The sequence below is a fragment of the Myxococcus sp. AB025B genome, from assembly GCF_006518215.1.
Taxonomy (GTDB): domain Bacteria; phylum Myxococcota; class Myxococcia; order Myxococcales; family Myxococcaceae; genus Myxococcus; species Myxococcus fulvus.
Window position 1 is genome coordinate 1 of the sequence record NZ_SRLW01000202.1, and the last position, 18,555, is coordinate 18,555.

Here is an 18,555-nt window from a genome sequence, read left to right on the forward strand (position 1 = left end):
CCCGTGCCCTCCCCCACCGGCCGCGTGGTGAAGAACGGGTCGAAGATGCGGCGTTGCACCTCCGGCGCCATGCCGTGCCCGTTGTCGCTGACCTCCAGCTCCACCTGCCCCGCGCGTCCGGTGCGCAGGCTGACACGCACGCGGTTCTCCTCGGCCGGCCGCTCGGGCAACGACTGGAGCGCGTTGACCAGCAGGTTGAGCACCACCTGTCCCAACCGCACCTCGTTGCCGTGCACGGGCGGCACGCGCTCCAGGGTGCACACCATGCGCGCGCGGTGCGTCAGCTCGTTGCGCACCAGCCGCAGCGCGCCCTCCACCGCCCGCACCACGTCCACCGGACCGTGTCGCTCCTCGTCGCCCCGGGCGAACGTGCGCAGGTCCCGGACGATGGCGCAGACACGGCCCGCGCCGTCGAGCGCCTCCGCCACCACCTCCCGCAGCTCCGGCAGCTGCTCCGCGGACAGCTCCGGCAGCGCGAGCAGGTCCCGCACGTACGCGAGGTTGGAGCTCACATAGGCCAGCGGGTTGTTGATTTCGTGCGCCACGCCCGCGGCCAGCGTGCCCACCGACGCCATGCGCTCGGCGAGCAGCAGCTGTGACTCCAGGCGCTTCTGGTCCGTGATGTCCCGGATGATGCAGACGAGGAAGTTCTCCCCGGCGCCGTCGAACGCGGCCTTCTTCGTCATCAGGACGCGGGCCAGCCCCGTCCTGTCGGTGAGCGTCTCCTCGCTCTCGTCGGGGACACCCGTGAGGAAGACCCGCTCGTCGTTGCGCCAGAAGCTGTCCGCCTCGTGCGCGGCGACGAACTCGTGGTCGGAGCGGCCCAGCAGCGCCTCCGCCGGATGGCCCATGACGCGGCAGAAGGCGTGGTTGACCGCCACCCAGCGGTGCTGTCGGTCCTTGACGAAGAGCGGCTCCGGCACCGCGTCCAGCGCGCTGCGAAGGAACGTGTTGGCGCGGCGCAGGGCGCGGACGTCATGCGCCTCCGTCTCCAACGCCAGCCGTCGACGCAGCGCCATCACCCGCGCGCCCCAGCCCGAGCCCACCGAGGCCACGCACTCGTCCGCGCCCGCCTCCGCCAGCGCCTCGGTCTGCGCGTCGTCTCGCGAGGTGAGCACCACCAGGTGCGTGCGGGCCACCACGCGCAGCGCATGCAGGCGGCGCACGTCCTCGAGCAGGACGTCCAGCGGCCCTCCCGCATCCCACGCCACCAGCAGCCCCTCCTCCACTGGAGCGGCGATGACATCGGCCCCCGTCACGCTCAACACATGGCAGGACGGGCTCGCCCCCGACGCGCGCAGGCCGCGCTCCACCGCTTCCCCCACCGCCGGAGGCACCGACACCAGTGTCGCGAGCACTGCATCACGCTCCTCGGCCCGGGCAGGCCCCGATGTCCCCGTGGAATTCACACGCAGACACCCGGCCGGATTGCAGCGTTCCCTCATGCAGGAATCAACGACGTTCCCCACCGGACATTGTGCGGCCCTTGGGCCGCGAGGCACTGGGGACCCGTCGGGTCGCCTCCGCCACCACATCCGGCCCGACATGGCAGGCAGGCAGGAGCGGACACCGCTCGCAGTTCTCCGGGAGCGGCCGGGCCGGACACGCGCCACTCATTCCATAGTGGCAGAGCGCGAAGTCGTAGCGGACGGGGTCGGCCACATCCAACGCCCGCAACGACGCCGTCACCTCCTCCGCCGTCCGCCACGTCAGGTCCGTGCGACGCGTCAGGCCCAGGTGTCCGGCGATGCGGCCGATGTGCGTGTCCAACGGAATCAGCAGCGAGGACGCGGACACCCGCTTCCAGATGCCGAAGTCCACCGTGTCCGGGCCGCGCACCATCCACCGCAGGAACAGGTTCAACCGCTTGGCCGCGCCCGGCCCCAATGGCGAGGGCAACAGGTGATGAAGCCCCCGCTCGGGCCCCATCGCCGTTCTCAAGGGCTCCATGGGGATGCGGCGCAACGCCGTGGTGAAGGCGCTCAAGCCGCCGTGCAGCGAGCCCTCGGCCGCAAGTCCCCTCACGAACAGCGACTCCAGGCTGCCGTGCTCCCGCAGCGCCTGGCCCATGCCGAGCAGCAGCACCGCCAGGTCCGTGCCCACGTTGAAGCGGTACACGAAGCCCGTCAGCAGGGCCTTGGCGCCGGCGACGTCCAGCTTCCGCACGAAGTCCGCGGGCGAAGGGCCCATCTGCTTCAAGAGTGAGTCCACCTTGGGGCGGAACAGGTCCGCGCGCCCGTAGGCCAGACAGGCGGCGAGCAGCGCGGAGACCTCGATGTCGCGAGCGTCCTGGTAGCGGTGCGGGAACTCCACCGGGTCGAACCCGATGCGGGCGCGGGCATCCGTGGAGGCCAGCACGGCGTCGAGCCGGGGGCGCAGGTGCTGCACCGCCCGAGGGCTCAGGCCGGGGTGCGTCTTCGAGCGGCGTGTCACGTCGGGGCTCCCAAATGTTCCTGGAACGGCGGCCCGCCGCCCACGCTTCCCGAGCCCATCCGGACCCGGGAGTCCCGAGCCTCCTCCTCGGCTTCGGGAGGAGGCTCAAGAGGGCATCCTACGCGATGACTACGGGCTCACTGCGAACACGATGTCGTCGTGGTCGTCGTAGGCACCCGTGGTGCACGGCGTGGCGCTGCCCTGCTTGCGGAAGTGCGCGCGCACGACCTGGTTGGCGCCCGCGGGCAGCGTGAAGGTCGCCGACAGCGTGTGCTGACCACCCGCCGGCGGAGCGATGGTGGTGATCTTCGTCCACACCGGGTTGTTGGCGTCCGGTGCGTGGAAGAGGTCCAGCTTGTCGGGACGCGCGGCGAGCGCGTACACCGTGGCCTCGATGAGCACCGTCTCACCGGCGGCGAAGGGGTTGCCGCTGACGGTGGAGACCTTGATGCGGTCATTCGACTCATCGACGTGGAAGAAGCCGTTGACGCCGTCCGAGCACGAGTTGTTGACGGTGTTGGGGCCGTTCGCCTCGGGCCCCAGGCTCGCGCGGCCGACGAGCAGCGTGGTGGAGTCACACATGTTGGACACGTTCGCGCAGCGCGGGACGCGCAGCACCGGGTCGTAGATGGCGTTGCCGGAGGAGTTGCTGGTCGTCACCGTGACGGGAGCACTGTCGGTCGTGTTGCCGATGAGGTCATAGGCCCGGGCGACGACGGCGTGGCTGCCATTGGCGATGACGGCGGTGTTCCACGCGATGGAGTACGGGGACGAGGTGGCGGTGCCGACGACGGCGCCGTCCACCAGGAACTCCACGCGGCTGATGCCCTGGTTGTCCTGCGCGGTCGCGGAGGCGGTGACCGTGCCGGACACGGTGGTGCCCGTCGTCGGAGCGGTGAGGGCCACGGTGGGCGCCACGGGGTCGGACAGCGTGGCGGTGCCCTTCGCCAGCTCCACCATGTACGCGCCCGCGACCTTGGCGAACTTGAGCGCGTGGTTCGCGTTGTTGTTGCTCACCGCGAGGGTGTCGTTCGCGGTGTGGATGGTGCTGTTGTGCTGCCCCATCATCGCCTCGAACGGGATGGAGGCCGCGAAGCCCGCCGCGTTCCAGGACGCGTGGTCCGAGCAGCCGTAGCCGCAGGACGAGGTGGCCTGCGGCACGCCGACGTAGGTGGAGATGAGGTTGCCGATGAACGCGTTCTGCGCCGAGTTGGTGAAGTCCGTCATCAGCACGACGTCGGGCACGGAGCCCTTGTAGTTCGTCATGTCGAGCTGGAGGACGCCGACGACCTTGGTGCCCTCGTTCTTGGCCTTGTCGGCGATCTCCTTGGAGCCGCGCAGCCCCACCTCCTCGGCGGCGTAGCCCATGAACTTCACCGTGCGCAGCGGCTTGTAGTTGGAGGCCATGGCCACGCGGATGACCTCGGAGAGCGTGGAGATGCCGGAGGCGTTGTCATCCGCGCCGGGCGCCGCGGAGCCCGACAGGTTGGTGGAGTCCAGGTGGCCGCCGAGGACGACGATCTCCTCCTGCCCCGCCGGCACCTGCTCCGAGCCCTTGATGGTCAGGATGACGGACGGCTGCGCCCACGCCGCGTGGGTGAAGAGCTCCGCGGTGACGTCGCCCTGCGGGTTCGAGACGGCGTCGTACAGGCGCGAACCGGCGTAGCCGGCCCACAGGTTGCGGATCCACTGCGCCGCCTGCACACCCGAGGTGGACGTGTAGTAACGCGTGGGGAACTGCGTCGAGAGGTACTCGATGTTGGCGTGGATGTTCGTCGCGGCCATGCCGCCGATGAGCGTGTTGACCACCGGGGCCTTGTCCAGCGAGTACGTCACCGCCAGCGAGGGGGCCAGCGCGGGCGCGCCTTCGACGGACAGCTCCGCGAGCGCGTCCGCCTCTGTCTCGTGGTAGAGGAAGCCGCCGCAGCGCTTGAGCTTCTCGTGCATCACCTCGGAGACGAGGTCGATGCGCGACTCGGGCAGCTTCATCGCGACGACGTCGCCCTTGCGCCCCGCCAGCGCCGGAATCCGCGCTCCAGCGACGATGAACGCAGCGTTCACCTCCGTGACGGCATCCGCGCCGAGGGTGATCCACACCTCGCGCTCCGGCGCCTTCGCGTACGCCGAGACACAGCCAAGCATCAACGCCAACGAACCCAGTCGTTTCATATGCATGGGGCTCCTCCTCTCCGGGAGGGTCAACTTTGAAGGGACGACCAACGGGACCTATTCGCGACAGAGCAGCGAATTCCGTATACTCTGCGTAAACATTTCCCGTGGGTCAATCCTCAAGGCCCCAACACTAAGGGAAAGCCGCGATAACTCTCACGCGGTGAAAATCCCGCGCGCTCGTTACCGGGTCAGCTCCCGTACGGCGTGGCCCAGCTCGGGGAGGATGAGCGCCTCCAGCGCGAGTCGTACGGCCTGCGGCGAGCCCGGCAGGGCGAAGATGATCATCCCCTGATACGTGCCGGCGGTCGCGCGCGACATCATGGCCGGGCTGCCAATCTGATTGTACGAGAGCATGCGGAACAGCTCACCGAAGCCGGGGAGCTCCTTCTCGAACAGGCCTCGCAGCGTCTCCACCGTGGTGTCGCGTCGACCGATGCCAGTGCCCCCGGTGAAGAGGATGGCCCGAGCGCCCACCGACTGCGCCTCGGTCACCGCCTTCCGGATGGCCTCCGGGTCGTCCTTCACGACGACGTAGCCGGCGACGCCGTGGCCCGCGGACTCGAGGCCCTCGCGCAGCACCCGGCCACTCGCGTCACGTGAGGCATCGCGGCTGTCGGAGCAGGTCACCACGAAGGTGCTGACATGCACGGGCGCACGCGACTTGTGCTCGTGCGAGACGCTTGCCGCACCGTGCTCGTGACTGTGGTCGTGCGAATGGCCGTGGTCATGCGAGTGCCCATGGTCATGCGAGTGCGCGGGGTCATGACCGTGTCGGTGGTCATGCGCGGGGTCCTTCCCATGCTCATGCGCGTGTTCATGCTCATGCGCGTGTTCATGGGAATGCACCACGCCATCCTCATGGGTGTGGGGATGTTCGTGGCGGTGCTCGTGCCGATGCGAGGGCGGCGTGCCGCCGTGGTCATGGTCGTCGTGTGCCATGAGGAGGTGACTCCGGTGCCGGGGGCACGTCAGGTGTTGTCGGGAAGCTCGACGACGAGGGCGCCGTCCTGGACCTCGACGCTCACTGTCGGCTGGTCGTCACAGACCCCGGGCGAGGTCTCGTTCCTCCCCGTGTCCATGTCGAAGCCGACCTCATGGCAGGGGCAGACCACCATGTTGTCCTCGATGCGTCCGCCCGACAGCAAACAGCCCGCGTGGTTGCACCAGTCATCAAGGCCCTTGTAACGGCCGTGAATCTTCGCGATGCAGACATTGCGCTTGCCGACTTCGTAGCCGCGCATTTCCCTCTCGGCGAAGTCCGCCGGTCCGAGCTTGATCTTCGTCATCGCCGCCCTTTTCCCACAACGAGAAGCAAGCTGCACCCCCGTTCCCCGGGCATTACCTTCTTCCAGGTGACCTCTGACGTGACCCCGCCCATCGTCGACAAAGCCACCGTTGCCCAGGTCCTCCGGGACATCTCCCTGCTGCTCCAGCTCCAGGGCGAGAACGGCTTCCGCTCCCGTGCCTACGACATGGGGGCCGACCGCATCCTCGGCCTCACCCAGGAGCTGGGGGTCCTCGTCGCCGAGGGCCGCCTGGAGAGCCTGCCGGGCATCGGCCCCGCGCTCGCCGAGAAGATCACCGAGCTGGTGACCACCGGACGGATGACCTACTTCGAGGAGCTGCGGGCGAAGTTCCCTCCCGGTCTCCTGGAGCTGATGAAGCTGCCGGACATCGGCCCGCGCAAGGTCGCGACCCTCTGGAAGGAGCTGGGCATCGGGAGCGTCGAGGAGCTGGAGCAGGCCTGCCGCGAGGGGCGCGTGAAGCAGCTCAAGGGCTTCGGCGAGAAGAGCCAGGCGAAGATCCTCGAGGGCATCACCCTGTACCGCCGCGCTCGCGGAGAGCGGAAGCTCCTGGGCGACGTGCTCCCCATCGCGGAGGCGCTCCTGGCGCGCGTGCGAGCCTCCCCCGGGGTCATCCGCGCCAGCCTGGGCGGCAGCGTGCGCCGCCGCGCCGAGACGGTGGCGGACGTGGACATCATCGCCTCCGCCGCGGAGGCCGGCCCCGTGCTGGACGCGCTCGCGACCTCGCCCGGCGTGGCCACCTTGATTGGCAAGGGCGACAGCAAGTGCTCCGTGCGCATGGAGGCCGGCGACCTCCAGGTGGACCTGCGCGTGCTCCCCGACGAGGACTTCGCCACCGCCCTGCACCACTTCACCGGCTCCAAGGCCCACCACATCCGCCTGCGCAACCTGGGCCACGAGCGCGGCATGAAGATCTCCGAGTGGGGCGTGCACCGCGACGACGGCACCAAGCTGCCCGTCGCGGACGAGGCTGCGCTCTACGCGCTGCTCGACATGCAGTTCGTCCCGCCGGAGCTGCGCGAGGACAACGGCGAGGTGGAGGCCGCGCGCGCCGGAAAGCTGCCCACGGACCTGGTGACGATGGAGGACCTGCAAGGCGCCGTGCACGCCCACTCCACCTGGTCCGACGGCCGCAACACGCTCGAGGAGATGGCGCTCGCGGCCAAGGCCCTGGGGCTGAAGTACCTCACGATTACCGAGCACAGCGAGGCGGCCATCTACGCGGGCGGCCTCAAGGTGGAGGCGCTGGAGCGGCAGTGGGAGGAGATCGACCGCGTCAACGCCGCCGTCCCCGGCGTGCGCCTGCTCAAGGGCATCGAGGTGGACATCCTCGAGTCCGGCGCGCTCGACTACGACGACAAGGTGCTCGAGAAGCTGGAGGTGGTCATCGCCTCCATCCACGTGCGCCACTCCATGGACGAGGACCAGATGACGAAGCGGGTCCTCACCGCGCTGGACAATCCGCACCTGCACATCCTCGGGCACCCCACCGGCCGGCTGCTCCAGAGCCGCGAGCCCTATCCCCTGCGCATGGACGAGGTGCTCGAGCACGCCGCCCGGCGCGGCGTCGCGGTGGAGATCAACGGCAAGCCCGCGCGGCTGGACATCAAGGCCGAGTATGTCCGCAAGGCGGTGCAGCTGGGCGTGAAGCTGGTGGTGAGCTGCGACGCGCACCGCCGCGAGGACCTGGCCAACCTGGCCTTCGGGGTCGCCACCGCCCGGAGGGGCTGGGCCCGCAAGCAGGACGTGCTCAACACCCAGAGCGCCGAGCGCTTCCTCACCGCGCTGCGCGCCGGGCGGTGATAGGCTGCCTGGCGCGCCGATGTCCCGCCTGTCCCCGCTCGTCCTCTCACTGTGTCTCCTCGCCCTGCCCGCCCTCGCGGCGGACAAGGCGCGCCCCTCACGCGCGGACCTCCAGCGCGTGCTGGAGCAGCACACCCGCTCCGTGGTGAAGGTCACCGGCCCCCAGCGCACCGGCCACGGCGTCATCGTGGGCGCCGCTGGGCAGGTTCTCACCTCCGTGGAGCCCGTGGGCGAGGAGTATGTCGGCCTCCAGGTCGCCACCGTGGAGCACGCGGGCCAGGCCCTGCCGGCGCGCGTCCTGCTCGCCAACGGCGCGCTGAAGGTCGCCGTCGTCGCGGCGCCGGATGGCGCGTACCCCGCGGTGGCGGTGCGGCTGCTCAAGGACGGCGACAGCCTGGAGGGCCGCTGGGTGGTGGGCGTGGTGCCCGGCACCCGGGGCCGTCCCTCGAAGCCGACGGCGGCCCAGGTGTCGCGCGCGCCGGCGCCCTTCTATGACGTGCCCCTCGCCCTTCCGCCCGGCAGCCCCGTGTTCGACGGGGACGGCAGGCTGGTGGCGGTGGTGGTGCAGCGCACCCGGCGCGGCTGCAGGGTGCTGCCCATGGGCGAGGTGAAGGTGACGCTCGCCTCCGCGGACGGACCATGACCCAGCAGTCGGTGGCGACTTACTGGCGCCCCAGCGCCGTGCAGGAAGCCGTGGGCCTGTGGGCCCTGGGCTTCGCGGGCATCATCGCCTCGTTCCTCGCCTTCGGCGGCACCAGCATCCCCAAGCTGGTGGCCACGGTGGGCTTCCTCTACCTGCCCCTCATCCCCATGCGCTGGCGGGACGAGGACTACCGCGACTACGGCCTGTCCGCCCGCGCGTGGCGCGAAGACCTGGTGTTGTTCCTCAAGGTCTCAGCGCTGGTGGGCCCGCTGTTCTTCCTCGCGTTCGCCGGCTTCGTGGAGGTGCTGCCCCACCTGCCCGAGTCACTCGCGCGACACCTCACGCCCCTGGGCGGCGAGGTCCACTTCCGCCTCCGGCTGCCACCGCGCTTCGGCGAGTGGGTGGTGGATCAGCTCTTCGTCGTGGCCCTGCCCGAGGAGTTCTTCTACCGGGGCTACCTGCAGGCGCGCCTGCGCGACGCCTGGCCCCAGGGCCGCAAGTTCCTCGGCGCCCGGCTGGGGCCCGCCTTCTGGGTGACCGCCCTGCTCTTCGCCCTGGGCCACCTGGCCATCTTCCAGACCTGGCGGCTGTCGGTCTTCTTCCCCGCCCTGCTGTTCGGCTGGATGCGCGAGCGCACCGGCACCGTCGTCGGCGCCGCCCTCTTCCACGCCGCCTGCAACCTCTTCGTGCGCGTGCTCGAGGCGTCCTTCTTCGGCGGGCCCTGATCCACCCCGAAGCCCCGGAAGAACCCCTTTCCATGCCGGTGAGGCTGGAAAAATCCTGGGATAATTCACGGTTAATTCGGCTTCGCGGTCCGGAAACCCGCCCGGGTGGGCTCATACCCCCAGAGTGACGGCCAACACTCCGTGTCCTCAAAACTGCTTGAAAACACTGAAACACGGGCTGAAACAAGCCGACAAACCCGAAATGGCGCGTCGCAGCAGGGTGGGCGGCAACTCCATGTGACGTGGGTGCGACAATTCTCGCATCCCCCGCTGTGAATGAGCTTTGAAATGACCATCCGCCGAGTCGACACCAAGCCCGTCAGCGTTCGCCCCGCGACCACCGAGACCCAGCCCAAGAACACCGCGAAGGCGGCCAGCACCCCGCTGCAGACCAAGGACGGCTTCGGCCCCGCGGCGCGCACGACGGACCTGGCCCGCGCGGAGAAGACGCTGACGCAGGTCCCCGCCGGCCCGGGCCGCCTGGCGCTGCAGAGCCCCGAGGCGCAGAAGGCCGTGCAGACCTCGCTCAGCCACCTCAACCCGCTCAAGGGCGCGCAGACGCTGATGGCGCAACAGCCCGCGTTCGCGGCCGCCAACGTGGAGAAGGACGCGCTGGGCATGACGCACGTGCGTCTGGACCGCGTTCACGAGGGCGTGAAGGTCTTCGGCGAGCAGGTCATCACGCACCTGGACAAGGACGGCAAGGTGACGAGCGTCACCGGCGAGCAGTCCGTGGTCCCCGAGGGCCTGGGCAAGGAGCTGCCCAAGCTGAACACCCAGTCCGCCATCGACATCGCGCGCAAGGAGTTCGGCGCGAAGCCGGACAAGCAGCCGCACGCCGAGCGCGTCATCTACCAGGACAAGGCCGGTGAGTATCACTCCGCCTACCGCGTGCAGATGTCGCAGATCGAGGGCCAGGACCGCCCCCGCAAGATGAACTACCTGGTGGATGCGAACACCGGGAAGATCTTCGAGTCGTACAACGAGATCGGCGGCTTCTACGGCTCCAACAAGGGCCTGCCGAAGGCGGGCGTGTCGGCCGGGCAGATCTCCGCGACGAACACCACCAAGGCGGAGATCGCCGACAACAGCACCGTGACGTCCAAGGTCAAGGTGGACCAGGACGGCACCATCGAGAGCCTGAAGCTGGACCTGGACATCGCCCACACGTTCAAGGGCGACCTGAAGGTCACGCTGACCAGCCCCTCGGGCAAGAGCGCGGTGGTGCACAACCGCGCCGGTGGCAGCGCGGACGACGTGAAGGGCACGTTCGACCTGAGCGACTTCGCCGGTGAGTCGGCCAAGGGCGAGTGGACGCTGACGGTCGAGGACAAGGCCAAGCGCGACACGGGCACGCTCAACGGCTGGGGCATCAGCATCACCCCGAAGGAAGTGCCCCCCGAGCCCGGCAGCAAGGCGGACGACACGTCGCTGTACAGCGGCAAGGTGGCGCTGGACACCAAGCAGCAGCCGGACGGGACGTACACGCTCGAGGACAGCACGCGCGGCAAGGGCGTGAACACCTACGACGCGATGAACAAGTCGACGGCGTCGGGCAAGACGCAGCTGACGGACGACAACGACGTCTGGGGCGAGGCCACCGACGGCCAGCGCACCAAGGCGGGCGTGGACGCGCACTACGGCGCGGCGATGACGTACGACTTCCTCAAGGAGGTCCTCGGCCGTGACTCCATCGACGGCGCGGGCGAGGCGCTCAACTCCTTCGTCCACGTGCGCACCAACTACGTGAACGCGTTCTGGGACGGCACGAAGATGAGCTACGGCGACGGCGACGGCAAGACGTCCGGCCCGCTCACCGCGCTGGACATCGCCGGCCACGAGATCGCCCACGGCCTGACGGAGCGCACCGCCGGCCTCATCTACCGCAACGAGTCCGGTGGTCTGAACGAGGCGTTCAGCGACATCATGGGCGCGGGCGTGGAGTGGTACGCGTCCACGAAGAACCCGGCCGTGAAGTTCAACTGGACGGTGGGCGAGACGGCCTGGACGCCGACGAACGGCGACTCCGAGGACGGCCTGCGCTACATGGACGACCCGAAGCGGGACAACTACTCCATCGACAACTACAAGGACTACCCGAAGCAGACGGAGGTCCACGGCTCCAGCGGCATCGCGAACAACGCGTTCTACCTGCTGGCCAACGGCGGCACGAACCGCACCTCGCAGATCGAGGTCAAGGACGGCATCGGCATGGACAAGGGCCTGAAGATCTACTACCGCGCCCTGGCCCACTACATGACGCCGAACACCACGTTCGCCCAGGCCCGCGCCGCCACCGTCCAGGCGGCCACGGACCTGTACGGCGCGGACTCCACCGAGGTGGCGAAGGTGAAGGAGAGCTGGACCGCCGTCGGCGTGAACTAGCGCTGACGCGAGCCGGGAGGACGGGGACCGAACTCCTCGCCCTCCGGCTCCAGTCGCCAGGATTGAGATTGCAGTCCCGAGGCCCGGGACTCCGCGCCAGCCCACTGGCGAAGGAGTGCCTGGGCCTCGTCGCGTTCGGCGACGGGCAGCTGGGAGATGCGCGCGCCGTGGTTGCCGGAGGCCACCGAGTACAGCGCGGACTCGCGCGCGCCGCCCAGCGCGTAGGCCGCCGCCGTCCACGGGTCCTGCCCGCCGTAGATGAACATCAAGCGCTCACCCTCGCGAGAGACCCAGTCCTGGATGTCCGGCATGGCGTTCTCCACGAAGGTGGCCGTCACGCCCTGGGGCAGGTACGACGCCGGCACGTCGGTGCCCGGGAAGCGCAGCAGGTCCGCCAGGTGTGACTCGAAGGGCCGGGGGAAACCCAGCTCCGCGGCGGCCTGGTAATAGTAGGGCCCGTAGGCGTCCACGTCCGCGTCGGAGAAGAAGGCGAGCCCCACGCGCCCGTCCAGCTCGTCCATGAGCGCGGTGTCGCTGCCGGTCGCCGGGGGCACGGTGTCGCAGCGCGAGAGGCTGTCGTACTGCCAGAAGTAGAAATAGTGCTCGATGAGGGCGTGCTCGAAGGCGCGCTCCAGGCCCAGGTGCGTGAAGGCGAGCTGCCGCTCCCGGGCGCGCGTCTCCATCAGCGCCAGCATCGCCTCGCGCCGGCCGAGGGCCGCGCGCTGGAAGGCCTTCAATCGCTCACGGCACTCCGCGGTGCCGACGGACTCCTGGAAGGCGACGAAGCGCGCGTCGTCGTAGCGGGCGAGCGGCGCCACGTACGCCACCGTCCCGTCCACGTCGTCCGGGTAGAAGCGCCGGAAGAACACCATCGTCTCGCCCCCCTTGCTGGCGCCGGTGGAGATCCACTTCCGGGGATACAGCGGCTTGAAGGCCTGGACGACGCGGTGGAAGTCATCCGCGGACTGCTTGATGGTGAGCAGGCTCCAGTCCGCGGGCGACGGGCGGCTGGGGCCGAAGAAGCGGTGCTCCAGCGAGAGCTGGTTGGCGTCGAGCAGCTGCGTGGGTTCGCGCCGCGAGGCCTGGAGCGAGACGAAGTAGCCGCCCGCGTAGAGCACCATGGGGCGGTCGCTGGAGACATGCAGCAGCGTCATGCGCTGGCGGAAGCGCGGGCCGTCCGGGCGGGTGTGGTCCGCGGGCTGCTCGAACTCCATGACGAAGAAGCGGGCCGACGCGGGGAACTGCGCGTCCAGGGCCTCCTCGCGCACCGTCAGGCCGGGGATGGCGGACAGGCGCGCGAGGATGTCCTCCTCGACGACGGGGTCTCCGTCATCACAAGCCCAGGACAGACAGGCGGTGAGAGCGAGGGCAAGAAGCCCACGACGCAGGACAGGCTCGGCGGACATGACGCTCCAGTTCGCACCGCTCCGCTCGCGCCGGGACGACGCGCGGGACGGGCTCGGGCGTGGAGGCTACTCCGATTCGGCGCAAGGGCCCGCTCAGGGCGCCAGCGTGGAGACGCCGGCGACCACGGGGAGGCCCTCGTCGCGCGGCAGGCCATCCATCAACAACATCATCGTGTGGGCGCTCGCGTGGCGCAGCGCCTTCGCGGCGGCGTACTCGGGCGAGGACCACCAGGAGCGGGCCTGCTCGACGTTGGGGAACTCGAGGATGACGAAGCGCGGCGGCTGCCACGTCCCCTCGAGCGCCTCCGTCGCCCCACCCCGGACCAGGTAGCGCCCGCCGTACCGGGCGATGGAGGGCGGCGCCAGCTGCCGGTAGCGCTCATACGTCTGCACGTCATGCACCGCGATTTCGACGACGACGTAGGCAGGCATGGGCGCTCTCCTGTCGGTGGGCTTTCAGAACACGAACGGGAACCGCACGGCCCCCCCCTGCTCCTGGTGCCTGGGGAAGTCCCACGCACGGACCTTGGCCTCGATGCAGCGAGCGAACGACGTGCCCCGCAGTGACGCCGTCTCGGTGACGACCTCGGACACCTCGCCGCTGGGGAGGATGGACCAGCGCACGACGACGCGCGTGCCCTCGTCCACCGGGCGCGGCTTCACGTTCGCGCACGCGGTGACCTCGCTCTTCTTGGCGAGCACGACCTCGAAGACATCCGACTGGGTGAGCGACAGGCGCGGGTTCTGGATGGGCGCCACCGGCGGAATGTAGACGGACGGCGGCGGCTCACGCTTGCGCGGCCCCGACGCCGGGCCCGACAGCTCGCGCGCATAGGCCGCGTCCGGTCCCAGGTCGCTCTCCAGGTCCCCGAAGTCATCCTCCGCCGCCGCGGGCGCCTCGGCGGGCGTGGGCGCGGGCGCGGTGGACCGGGAGGACAGCTTCACGTCGGCGGCGCGGGAGCTCGGCGACACGGGCGGCGCGGACTCCATGTCCCGCTCCTGGCGCGACGTGCGAGAGATGCCGCTCACCTCTGCCGCGAGCCCGCCACCCGACGCGGGCACCACGGGCACCGAGCCACCCCGCTCCACGGTGACGACTCCCGTGAGCGAGGGACGCGAGGGCGCGCTCGACGTCGCGACGGCGCCTCCGGCTGGAATCACGGCGCCACCGCCGGGCGCACCCACCGCCGAGCGCGGGAGCGCGTCGGCCACGGCGGGCGCGGGAGGCTTCGCCGCGACTTCGCGAGGCGTCTCGACGAGGACGGGCGCCACGGAGAGCTCGGTCGGCACCGGTGCCATCGGAGCCGGAGTCACGGCGGGCGCGGCCGGAGCCAGCGGGGCCGGAGCGGGCGCCGCGGGCGGCTCGGACTTCATGAACGCGGGCAGGTTGAAGCGCGACAGCAGCTGCGAGGCCCCGACACCCGAGCCGAACAGGCCCATGACGATGGCCACGGTGACGCCTCCGGCGACGCCGCCGGCCAGCGTGAACCACCAGCCACCCAGCCTCCACTTCGCCTCGACCTGCTCGGTGGCGGCCGTCACCTCGGCCAGCACCGAGTGGGCGCCCACCGGGTCCACCGGCACCGAAGCGGCGGGAGCGGGAGCACTCGGCGCGGAGGGTGACGCCACGACGGCCCACGAGGGAATGCCCGAGACATCCGCCTCGCTCACGGCCGCGAGCCCAGGCGAGCCTGGCAGCTCCGTCAGGGCGGCGTCCAGGGCCGCGCTGAGCTCCTGCGTCGCCGGCATCAGCGCTTCGACCAGCTCCGGCACCTGGCTCACCGGCACCCAGGCCTGGAAGCCCGCGCGCCAGCACAGCGTCTCCGGCCGCAGCTCGCCGCGCGCCCAGGGCTCCTTGAGGGCCTCCGCGTCGAAGGGGCCCGAGGGCTGGGCGCCCAGGGCGAGGAACCAGGCGTGGTTCGCCGCGATGGGCGGCGTGGGCGTGGGGTCCTCCTCCACCAGCACGGAGGACACGAGCGAGCGACGCACACCCTTGTGCAGCCGCTCCTCGTTCACGTCGTTGCGGGCGCGCGCGTTGGCCGCCGCCACGCGGGGGTTCTTGTCCGTGCGCAGCTTGTTGACGAAGACGTCGAGCTCCGCCTCGGACACCCCGCCGAACACAGGGGTGCCTCCGCCGTCTGGCTCGTGGGGGCCCGCGGTTGCTTCATCCGGCTGGGACTTACCGTCCCGTGAATCGCCGATCATTCGCCAGCTCCTTGCTTCCACCACGCCCCGACGCCATCAGAACCCCAACAATGGAATGCCGACGCGCGATTTCGTCAACGGGGAGTCTCTGCGCGAAGGTGGCCAGGGTCCACACTCAAGAAGGAGATGGGGCGGAAATCTCCATTCTCACGCCGAATCACGAGACACACCACCGCACATCTCCCCACGCATGCGGCGGAAGACCTCCAGTCTCACTCGACCCAGAGGTGCTTCTCCAGGACGAGGAAGGTAGGCACGGGGAAGCCGGGGTGGGTGCCTTGGGAGAGGAGCTGGTAGCCCAGCCGGCCATACCAGACGTGGTGGTCCTTCAGCTCTCGGCGGACCGCCGCCTCCGTCTTGCCGTGGGCGCTGGAGGGTGGCTCCAGCCGCCCCCGGTACTCCTCGAACGACTCGCGCAGCAGGCGGGCGAGGAGCGCGGCGTCGTCCGAGGTCGCTTCGCGCGGAAGGGGCATGTCCCCTTTCCAGCTACTCCTTGAGCGCGGAGGTGAACTGCATCAGCGTCTTCTTCGCGTCCCCCAGCACCATCATCGTGTTGGAGCGGACGAAGAGCTCGTTCTCGATGCCGGCGAAGCCCGCGTTGAGCGAGCGCTTGAGCACGACACACGTCTTCGCCAGGTCCGCGGAGAGGATGGGCATGCCGTAGATGGGGCTGCTCTGGTTGCTGCGCGCAGCCGGGTTGACGACGTCGTTGGCGCCCACCACCAGCGCGACGTCCGTGGCGGTGAAGTCGTCGTTGATGACGTCCAGGTCGAACAGGTGGTCGTACGGCACGTTGGCTTCCGCCAGGAGCACGTTCATGTGGCCCGGCATGCGGCCCGCCACCGGGTGGATGGCGTAGCGCACGTCACAGCCGTTGGCCTGGAGGACGTTGGCCAGGTCCCGCACCGCGTGCTGCGCCTGCGACACGGCCATGCCATAGCCCGGCACGACGATGACGGAGCGCGCGGCGCGCAGCACCTCCGCGGCCTCCTCCACGCTGCCCACGTTGGGCGCGGGGCCCGAGGGCTGGGCGCCCTCCGTCACGGCCTTCGCCTCCGGCACCGCGCCGAACGCGCCGAAGAGCACGTTGGAGAACGAGCGGTTCATCGCCTTGGACATCATCATGCCCAACAGGAAGCCGGAGAAGCCGTCCAGCGCGCCGCAGATGATGAGCACGTTGTTGCCCAGCGCGAAGCCCGTGGCCGCCGCCGCGAGGCCCGCGTACGAGTTGAGCAAGCAGATGACCACCGGCATGTCCGCGCCGCCGATGGGCAGCACCAGCAACACGCCCAGCAGCACGCCCAGGGCGGCCACCAGATAGAAAGCCCACGCCGAGCCCGGCGAATACACGAGCAGGCCAATCAGCCCCAGCGTGCCCAGAATCATCAGCAGGTTGGAGAGGTTCTGCCCCGGATAGGTGACGGGCCGCCCGGTGATGAAGCCCTGCAGCTTGCCGAACGCCATCAAGCTCCCGGTGAAGGTCAGTGCGCCGAGCGCCACCTCCAGACCCGTGGCCGAGATCTGGAGCGTGGTCATCTGGGGGCCGCCGTGCTGGAGGTACTCGACGACGCCCACCAGTCCCACCGCGAGTCCACCGAAGGCATGCGAGAGCGCGATGCGCTCGGGCATCTTCGTCATGGGAATCCACAGGCCCATGCCCGTGCCCACCGCCGAGCCGATGAGCAGCGCCGCGACAATCCACTCCCAGCGCACGATGACGTGCGTCACGCCCACGCCGTACAGCAGCGTGCCGGCCACCGCGGCCACCATGCCCACTTCCGCCAGGAACACGCCCCGCCGGGCCGTCTGCGCGTCGCCCAAATCCTTCAGGCCCATCACGAAGAGGATGGAGGCGAGCAGGTACAGCAACTGGACGAACGTCTCGGTGAGCGAGAGGGTCATCGCGCGCCGCCCTTCTTCTTGAACATGCGCAGCATGCGGTCGGTGATGAGGAAGCCGCCCACCACGTTGATGGTGGCCGCCAGCACCGCCACCGCGCCGAGCACCGTGGACACCGTGCCGTAGTGCCCGCCGGCCGCCAGCAACGAGCCCACCAGGGAGATGCCGGAGATGGCGTTGGTGAAGGCCATCAGCGGCGTGTGCAGCAGGTGCGGGACCTTGGAGATGACCTGGTAGCCGGTGAAGGCCGCCAGGAAGAAGACATACAGGCCGAAGATCAGCGTCAATGACATGTCAGCCCTCCCTCATCGCCACATCCGCCACGGCGGGGTGGACCACCTCGCCGCCGCGAGTGATGAGCATGCCCTTCACGATTTCATCCGAGACCTCCAGCTTCAGCACGTTGTCCTTGTCGGTGACGTGCGCGAGCAGCTTCTCCATGTTGCGCGAGTACATGGCGCTGGCATGCACGGAGAGCTGGCTGGGCAGGTTCCGCTCACCGACGATGGTGACGCCGAAGTCCGTGCGATAGCGCTCCCCCACCCGCGTCAGCTCGCAGTTGCCGCCCTGCTCCGCGGCGATGTCCACCACCACCGAGCCGCTCTTCATCCGCCGCACCATGTCCGCGGGCAGCAGCACCGGCGCGCGCCGTCCGGGAATCTGCGCCGTGGTGATGACCGCGTCCGACTTCGCCACGTGCTGGGCGAGCACCTCCGCCTGCTTGCGTCGGGCCTCCTCGCCCAGCTCCTTCGCGTAGCCGCCCGAGCCCGCGGCGTCCTCGATGTCGATGTTCACGAAGCGCGCGCCCAGGCTCTCCACCTGCTCCTTCACCACCTTGCGCACGTCGTACGCCTCCACCACCGCGCCCAGCCGGCGCGCCGTGGCGATGGCCTGCAAGCCGGCGACGCCCGCCCCCAGCACCAGCACCTTCGCGGGAGGAATGGTGCCCGCGGCGGTCATCAACATGGGGAACAGCCGGGGCAGCGCCTCCGCCGCGAGCACCACCGCGCGGTACCCCGCGATGGTCGCCTGCGAGCTGAGCACATCCATCATCTGCGCCAGCGTCGTGCGCGGCACCATGTCCGCCGCCAGCAGCGTCACCCGCCGCTTCGCCAGCGCCCTGGCCAGCGCCGGATTCGCCAGCGGATAGGCCAGGCTCACCAGCACCGAGTCCGGCCGCAGCCGCTCCACCTCCGCGTCATCCGGCGGCTGGACCTTGAGCAGCACCTCCGCTTTCGCATACAGCGCGTCGGTGCTCGGCTCGATGCGAGCGCCCGCCGCGTGGAGCTCCTCGTCGGAGCACTCCGCGCCCAGGCCCGCACCGCTCTCGACCACCACTTCGTGCTTCCTGCCGACGAGGCGTTTCACGCTCTCCGCCACGAGCGCGACCCGCCTTTCGCCCGGCGCCGTTTCACGGGGGATGGCGATGATCATGCGGGGCAGCAAAGCCCATCCGCTCCACCCGATTCAATCCCAGCCACGCAAGCTTGTTGGCAATCCCAGTCAAGCTCGGCCGCGTCACGACTGTTGGCAATGCAAGCCATTGCTCCCGTCCTAGTGGATACCCCCGAGCCCCACCC

16 protein-coding genes are annotated in these 18,555 nt (G+C 69.8%); 4 read left to right on the forward strand and 12 right to left on the reverse strand.

Annotation, left to right across the window (positions count from 1 at the left end):
* The 5 genes from FL311_RS28465 to FL311_RS28485 form a co-directional block, all read right to left on the reverse strand.
* The coding region (locus FL311_RS28465; RefSeq protein WP_194869400.1) for a nitrogen regulation protein NR(II) at positions 1-1,358 on the reverse strand (1,358 nt) is incomplete at its 3' end.
* A 94-nt stretch (positions 1,359-1,452) separates the two neighbouring features.
* Positions 1,453-2,433 carry a TIGR02757 family protein gene (locus FL311_RS28470; RefSeq protein ID WP_194869401.1) on the reverse strand — a complete coding sequence of 327 codons (981 nt, stop codon included), beginning with the start codon at positions 2,431-2,433 and terminating at the stop codon, positions 1,453-1,455.
* Between the two features lie 129 nt (positions 2,434-2,562).
* Positions 2,563-4,608 (reverse strand): M28 family peptidase, encoded by a 2,046-nt coding sequence (locus FL311_RS28475; protein WP_141329911.1) that lies wholly within the window; start codon positions 4,606-4,608, stop codon positions 2,563-2,565.
* 177 nt (positions 4,609-4,785) lie between these two features.
* Entirely contained in the window at positions 4,786-5,253 is a 468-nt protein-coding gene (locus tag FL311_RS28480) for a molybdenum cofactor biosynthesis protein B (RefSeq protein WP_141329913.1), read from the reverse strand.
* A gap of 320 nt (positions 5,254-5,573) precedes the next feature.
* Complete coding sequence (locus tag FL311_RS28485) at positions 5,574-5,891, reverse strand: Rieske 2Fe-2S domain-containing protein (protein WP_141329915.1); 318 nt, start codon at positions 5,889-5,891, stop codon at positions 5,574-5,576.
* 78 nt (positions 5,892-5,969) lie between these two features.
* Here FL311_RS28485 and polX point away from each other — a divergent pair, with 78 nt between their 5' ends.
* The 4 genes from polX (at position 5,970) to FL311_RS28505 (ending at position 11,465) form a co-directional block, all read left to right on the forward strand.
* Entirely contained in the window at positions 5,970-7,712 is a 1,743-nt protein-coding gene (gene polX, locus FL311_RS28490; protein ID WP_141329917.1) for a DNA polymerase/3'-5' exonuclease PolX, read from the forward strand.
* 19 nt (positions 7,713-7,731) lie between these two features.
* Positions 7,732-8,355 (forward strand): serine protease, encoded by a 624-nt coding sequence (locus FL311_RS28495; RefSeq protein ID WP_141329919.1) that lies wholly within the window; start codon positions 7,732-7,734, stop codon positions 8,353-8,355.
* The gene (gene mrtX, locus FL311_RS28500) at positions 8,352-9,080 is read left to right on the forward strand and encodes a myxosortase MrtX (RefSeq protein WP_141329921.1); all 729 of its coding nucleotides are present in this window, start codon (positions 8,352-8,354) and stop codon (positions 9,078-9,080) included. The genes FL311_RS28495 and mrtX overlap by 4 nt, the downstream gene beginning before the upstream one ends.
* 288 nt (positions 9,081-9,368) lie before the next feature.
* Positions 9,369-11,465, forward strand: a complete 2,097-nt coding sequence (locus FL311_RS28505) for a M4 family metallopeptidase (protein ID WP_141329923.1) — start codon at positions 9,369-9,371, stop codon at positions 11,463-11,465.
* Here FL311_RS28505 and FL311_RS28510 read toward each other — a convergent pair.
* The 7 genes from FL311_RS28510 to FL311_RS28540 all read right to left on the reverse strand — a co-directional run bounded on the left by FL311_RS28510 (position 11,462) and on the right by FL311_RS28540 (position 18,409).
* Positions 11,462-12,871: a S28 family serine protease gene (locus tag FL311_RS28510; RefSeq protein WP_141329925.1), complete on the reverse strand. Its 1,410-nt coding sequence runs from the start codon at positions 12,869-12,871 to the stop codon at positions 11,462-11,464. The genes FL311_RS28505 and FL311_RS28510 overlap by 4 nt on opposite strands.
* Positions 12,872-12,964: 93 nt before the next feature.
* Positions 12,965-13,303 (reverse strand): DUF1330 domain-containing protein, encoded by a 339-nt coding sequence (locus FL311_RS28515; protein ID WP_141329927.1) that lies wholly within the window; start codon positions 13,301-13,303, stop codon positions 12,965-12,967.
* Between the two features lie 24 nt (positions 13,304-13,327).
* Positions 13,328-15,076: a GYF domain-containing protein gene (locus tag FL311_RS28520; protein WP_141329929.1), complete on the reverse strand. Its 1,749-nt coding sequence runs from the start codon at positions 15,074-15,076 to the stop codon at positions 13,328-13,330.
* A gap of 212 nt (positions 15,077-15,288) precedes the next feature.
* Positions 15,289-15,549 (reverse strand): hypothetical protein, encoded by a 261-nt coding sequence (locus FL311_RS28525; protein ID WP_141329931.1) that lies wholly within the window; start codon positions 15,547-15,549, stop codon positions 15,289-15,291.
* A 13-nt stretch (positions 15,550-15,562) separates the two neighbouring features.
* Entirely contained in the window at positions 15,563-16,978 is a 1,416-nt protein-coding gene (locus FL311_RS28530; protein ID WP_141329933.1) for an NAD(P)(+) transhydrogenase (Re/Si-specific) subunit beta, read from the reverse strand.
* Positions 16,975-17,268: an NAD(P) transhydrogenase subunit alpha gene (locus FL311_RS28535; protein ID WP_046713014.1), complete on the reverse strand. Its 294-nt coding sequence runs from the start codon at positions 17,266-17,268 to the stop codon at positions 16,975-16,977. The genes FL311_RS28530 and FL311_RS28535 overlap by 4 nt, the downstream gene beginning before the upstream one ends.
* Before the next feature lies 1 nt (position 17,269).
* Complete coding sequence (locus FL311_RS28540; RefSeq protein ID WP_141329939.1) at positions 17,270-18,409, reverse strand: Re/Si-specific NAD(P)(+) transhydrogenase subunit alpha; 1,140 nt, start codon at positions 18,407-18,409, stop codon at positions 17,270-17,272.
* Positions 18,410-18,555: the final 146 nt, after the last annotated feature.

Coding starts and splice junctions, on each gene's coding strand:
- FL311_RS28515 (WP_141329927.1), bottom strand. CDS start 13,303: ATGCCTGCCTACGTCGTCGTCGAAATCGCGGTGCATGACGTGCAGACG.
- FL311_RS28505 (WP_141329923.1), top strand. CDS start 9,369: ATGACCATCCGCCGAGTCGACACCAAGCCCGTCAGCGTTCGCCCCGCG.
- FL311_RS28475 (WP_141329911.1), bottom strand. CDS start 4,608: ATGCATATGAAACGACTGGGTTCGTTGGCGTTGATGCTTGGCTGTGTC.
- FL311_RS28495 (WP_141329919.1), top strand. CDS start 7,732: ATGTCCCGCCTGTCCCCGCTCGTCCTCTCACTGTGTCTCCTCGCCCTG.
- mrtX (WP_141329921.1), top strand. CDS start 8,352: ATGACCCAGCAGTCGGTGGCGACTTACTGGCGCCCCAGCGCCGTGCAG.
- FL311_RS28525 (WP_141329931.1), bottom strand. CDS start 15,549: ATGCCCCTTCCGCGCGAAGCGACCTCGGACGACGCCGCGCTCCTCGCC.
- FL311_RS28520 (WP_141329929.1), bottom strand. CDS start 15,076: ATGATCGGCGATTCACGGGACGGTAAGTCCCAGCCGGATGAAGCAACC.
- FL311_RS28510 (WP_141329925.1), bottom strand. CDS start 12,871: ATGTCCGCCGAGCCTGTCCTGCGTCGTGGGCTTCTTGCCCTCGCTCTC.
- FL311_RS28530 (WP_141329933.1), bottom strand. CDS start 16,978: ATGACCCTCTCGCTCACCGAGACGTTCGTCCAGTTGCTGTACCTGCTC.
- FL311_RS28535 (WP_046713014.1), bottom strand. CDS start 17,268: ATGTCATTGACGCTGATCTTCGGCCTGTATGTCTTCTTCCTGGCGGCC.
- FL311_RS28540 (WP_141329939.1), bottom strand. CDS start 18,409: ATGATCATCGCCATCCCCCGTGAAACGGCGCCGGGCGAAAGGCGGGTC.
- FL311_RS28485 (WP_141329915.1), bottom strand. CDS start 5,891: ATGACGAAGATCAAGCTCGGACCGGCGGACTTCGCCGAGAGGGAAATG.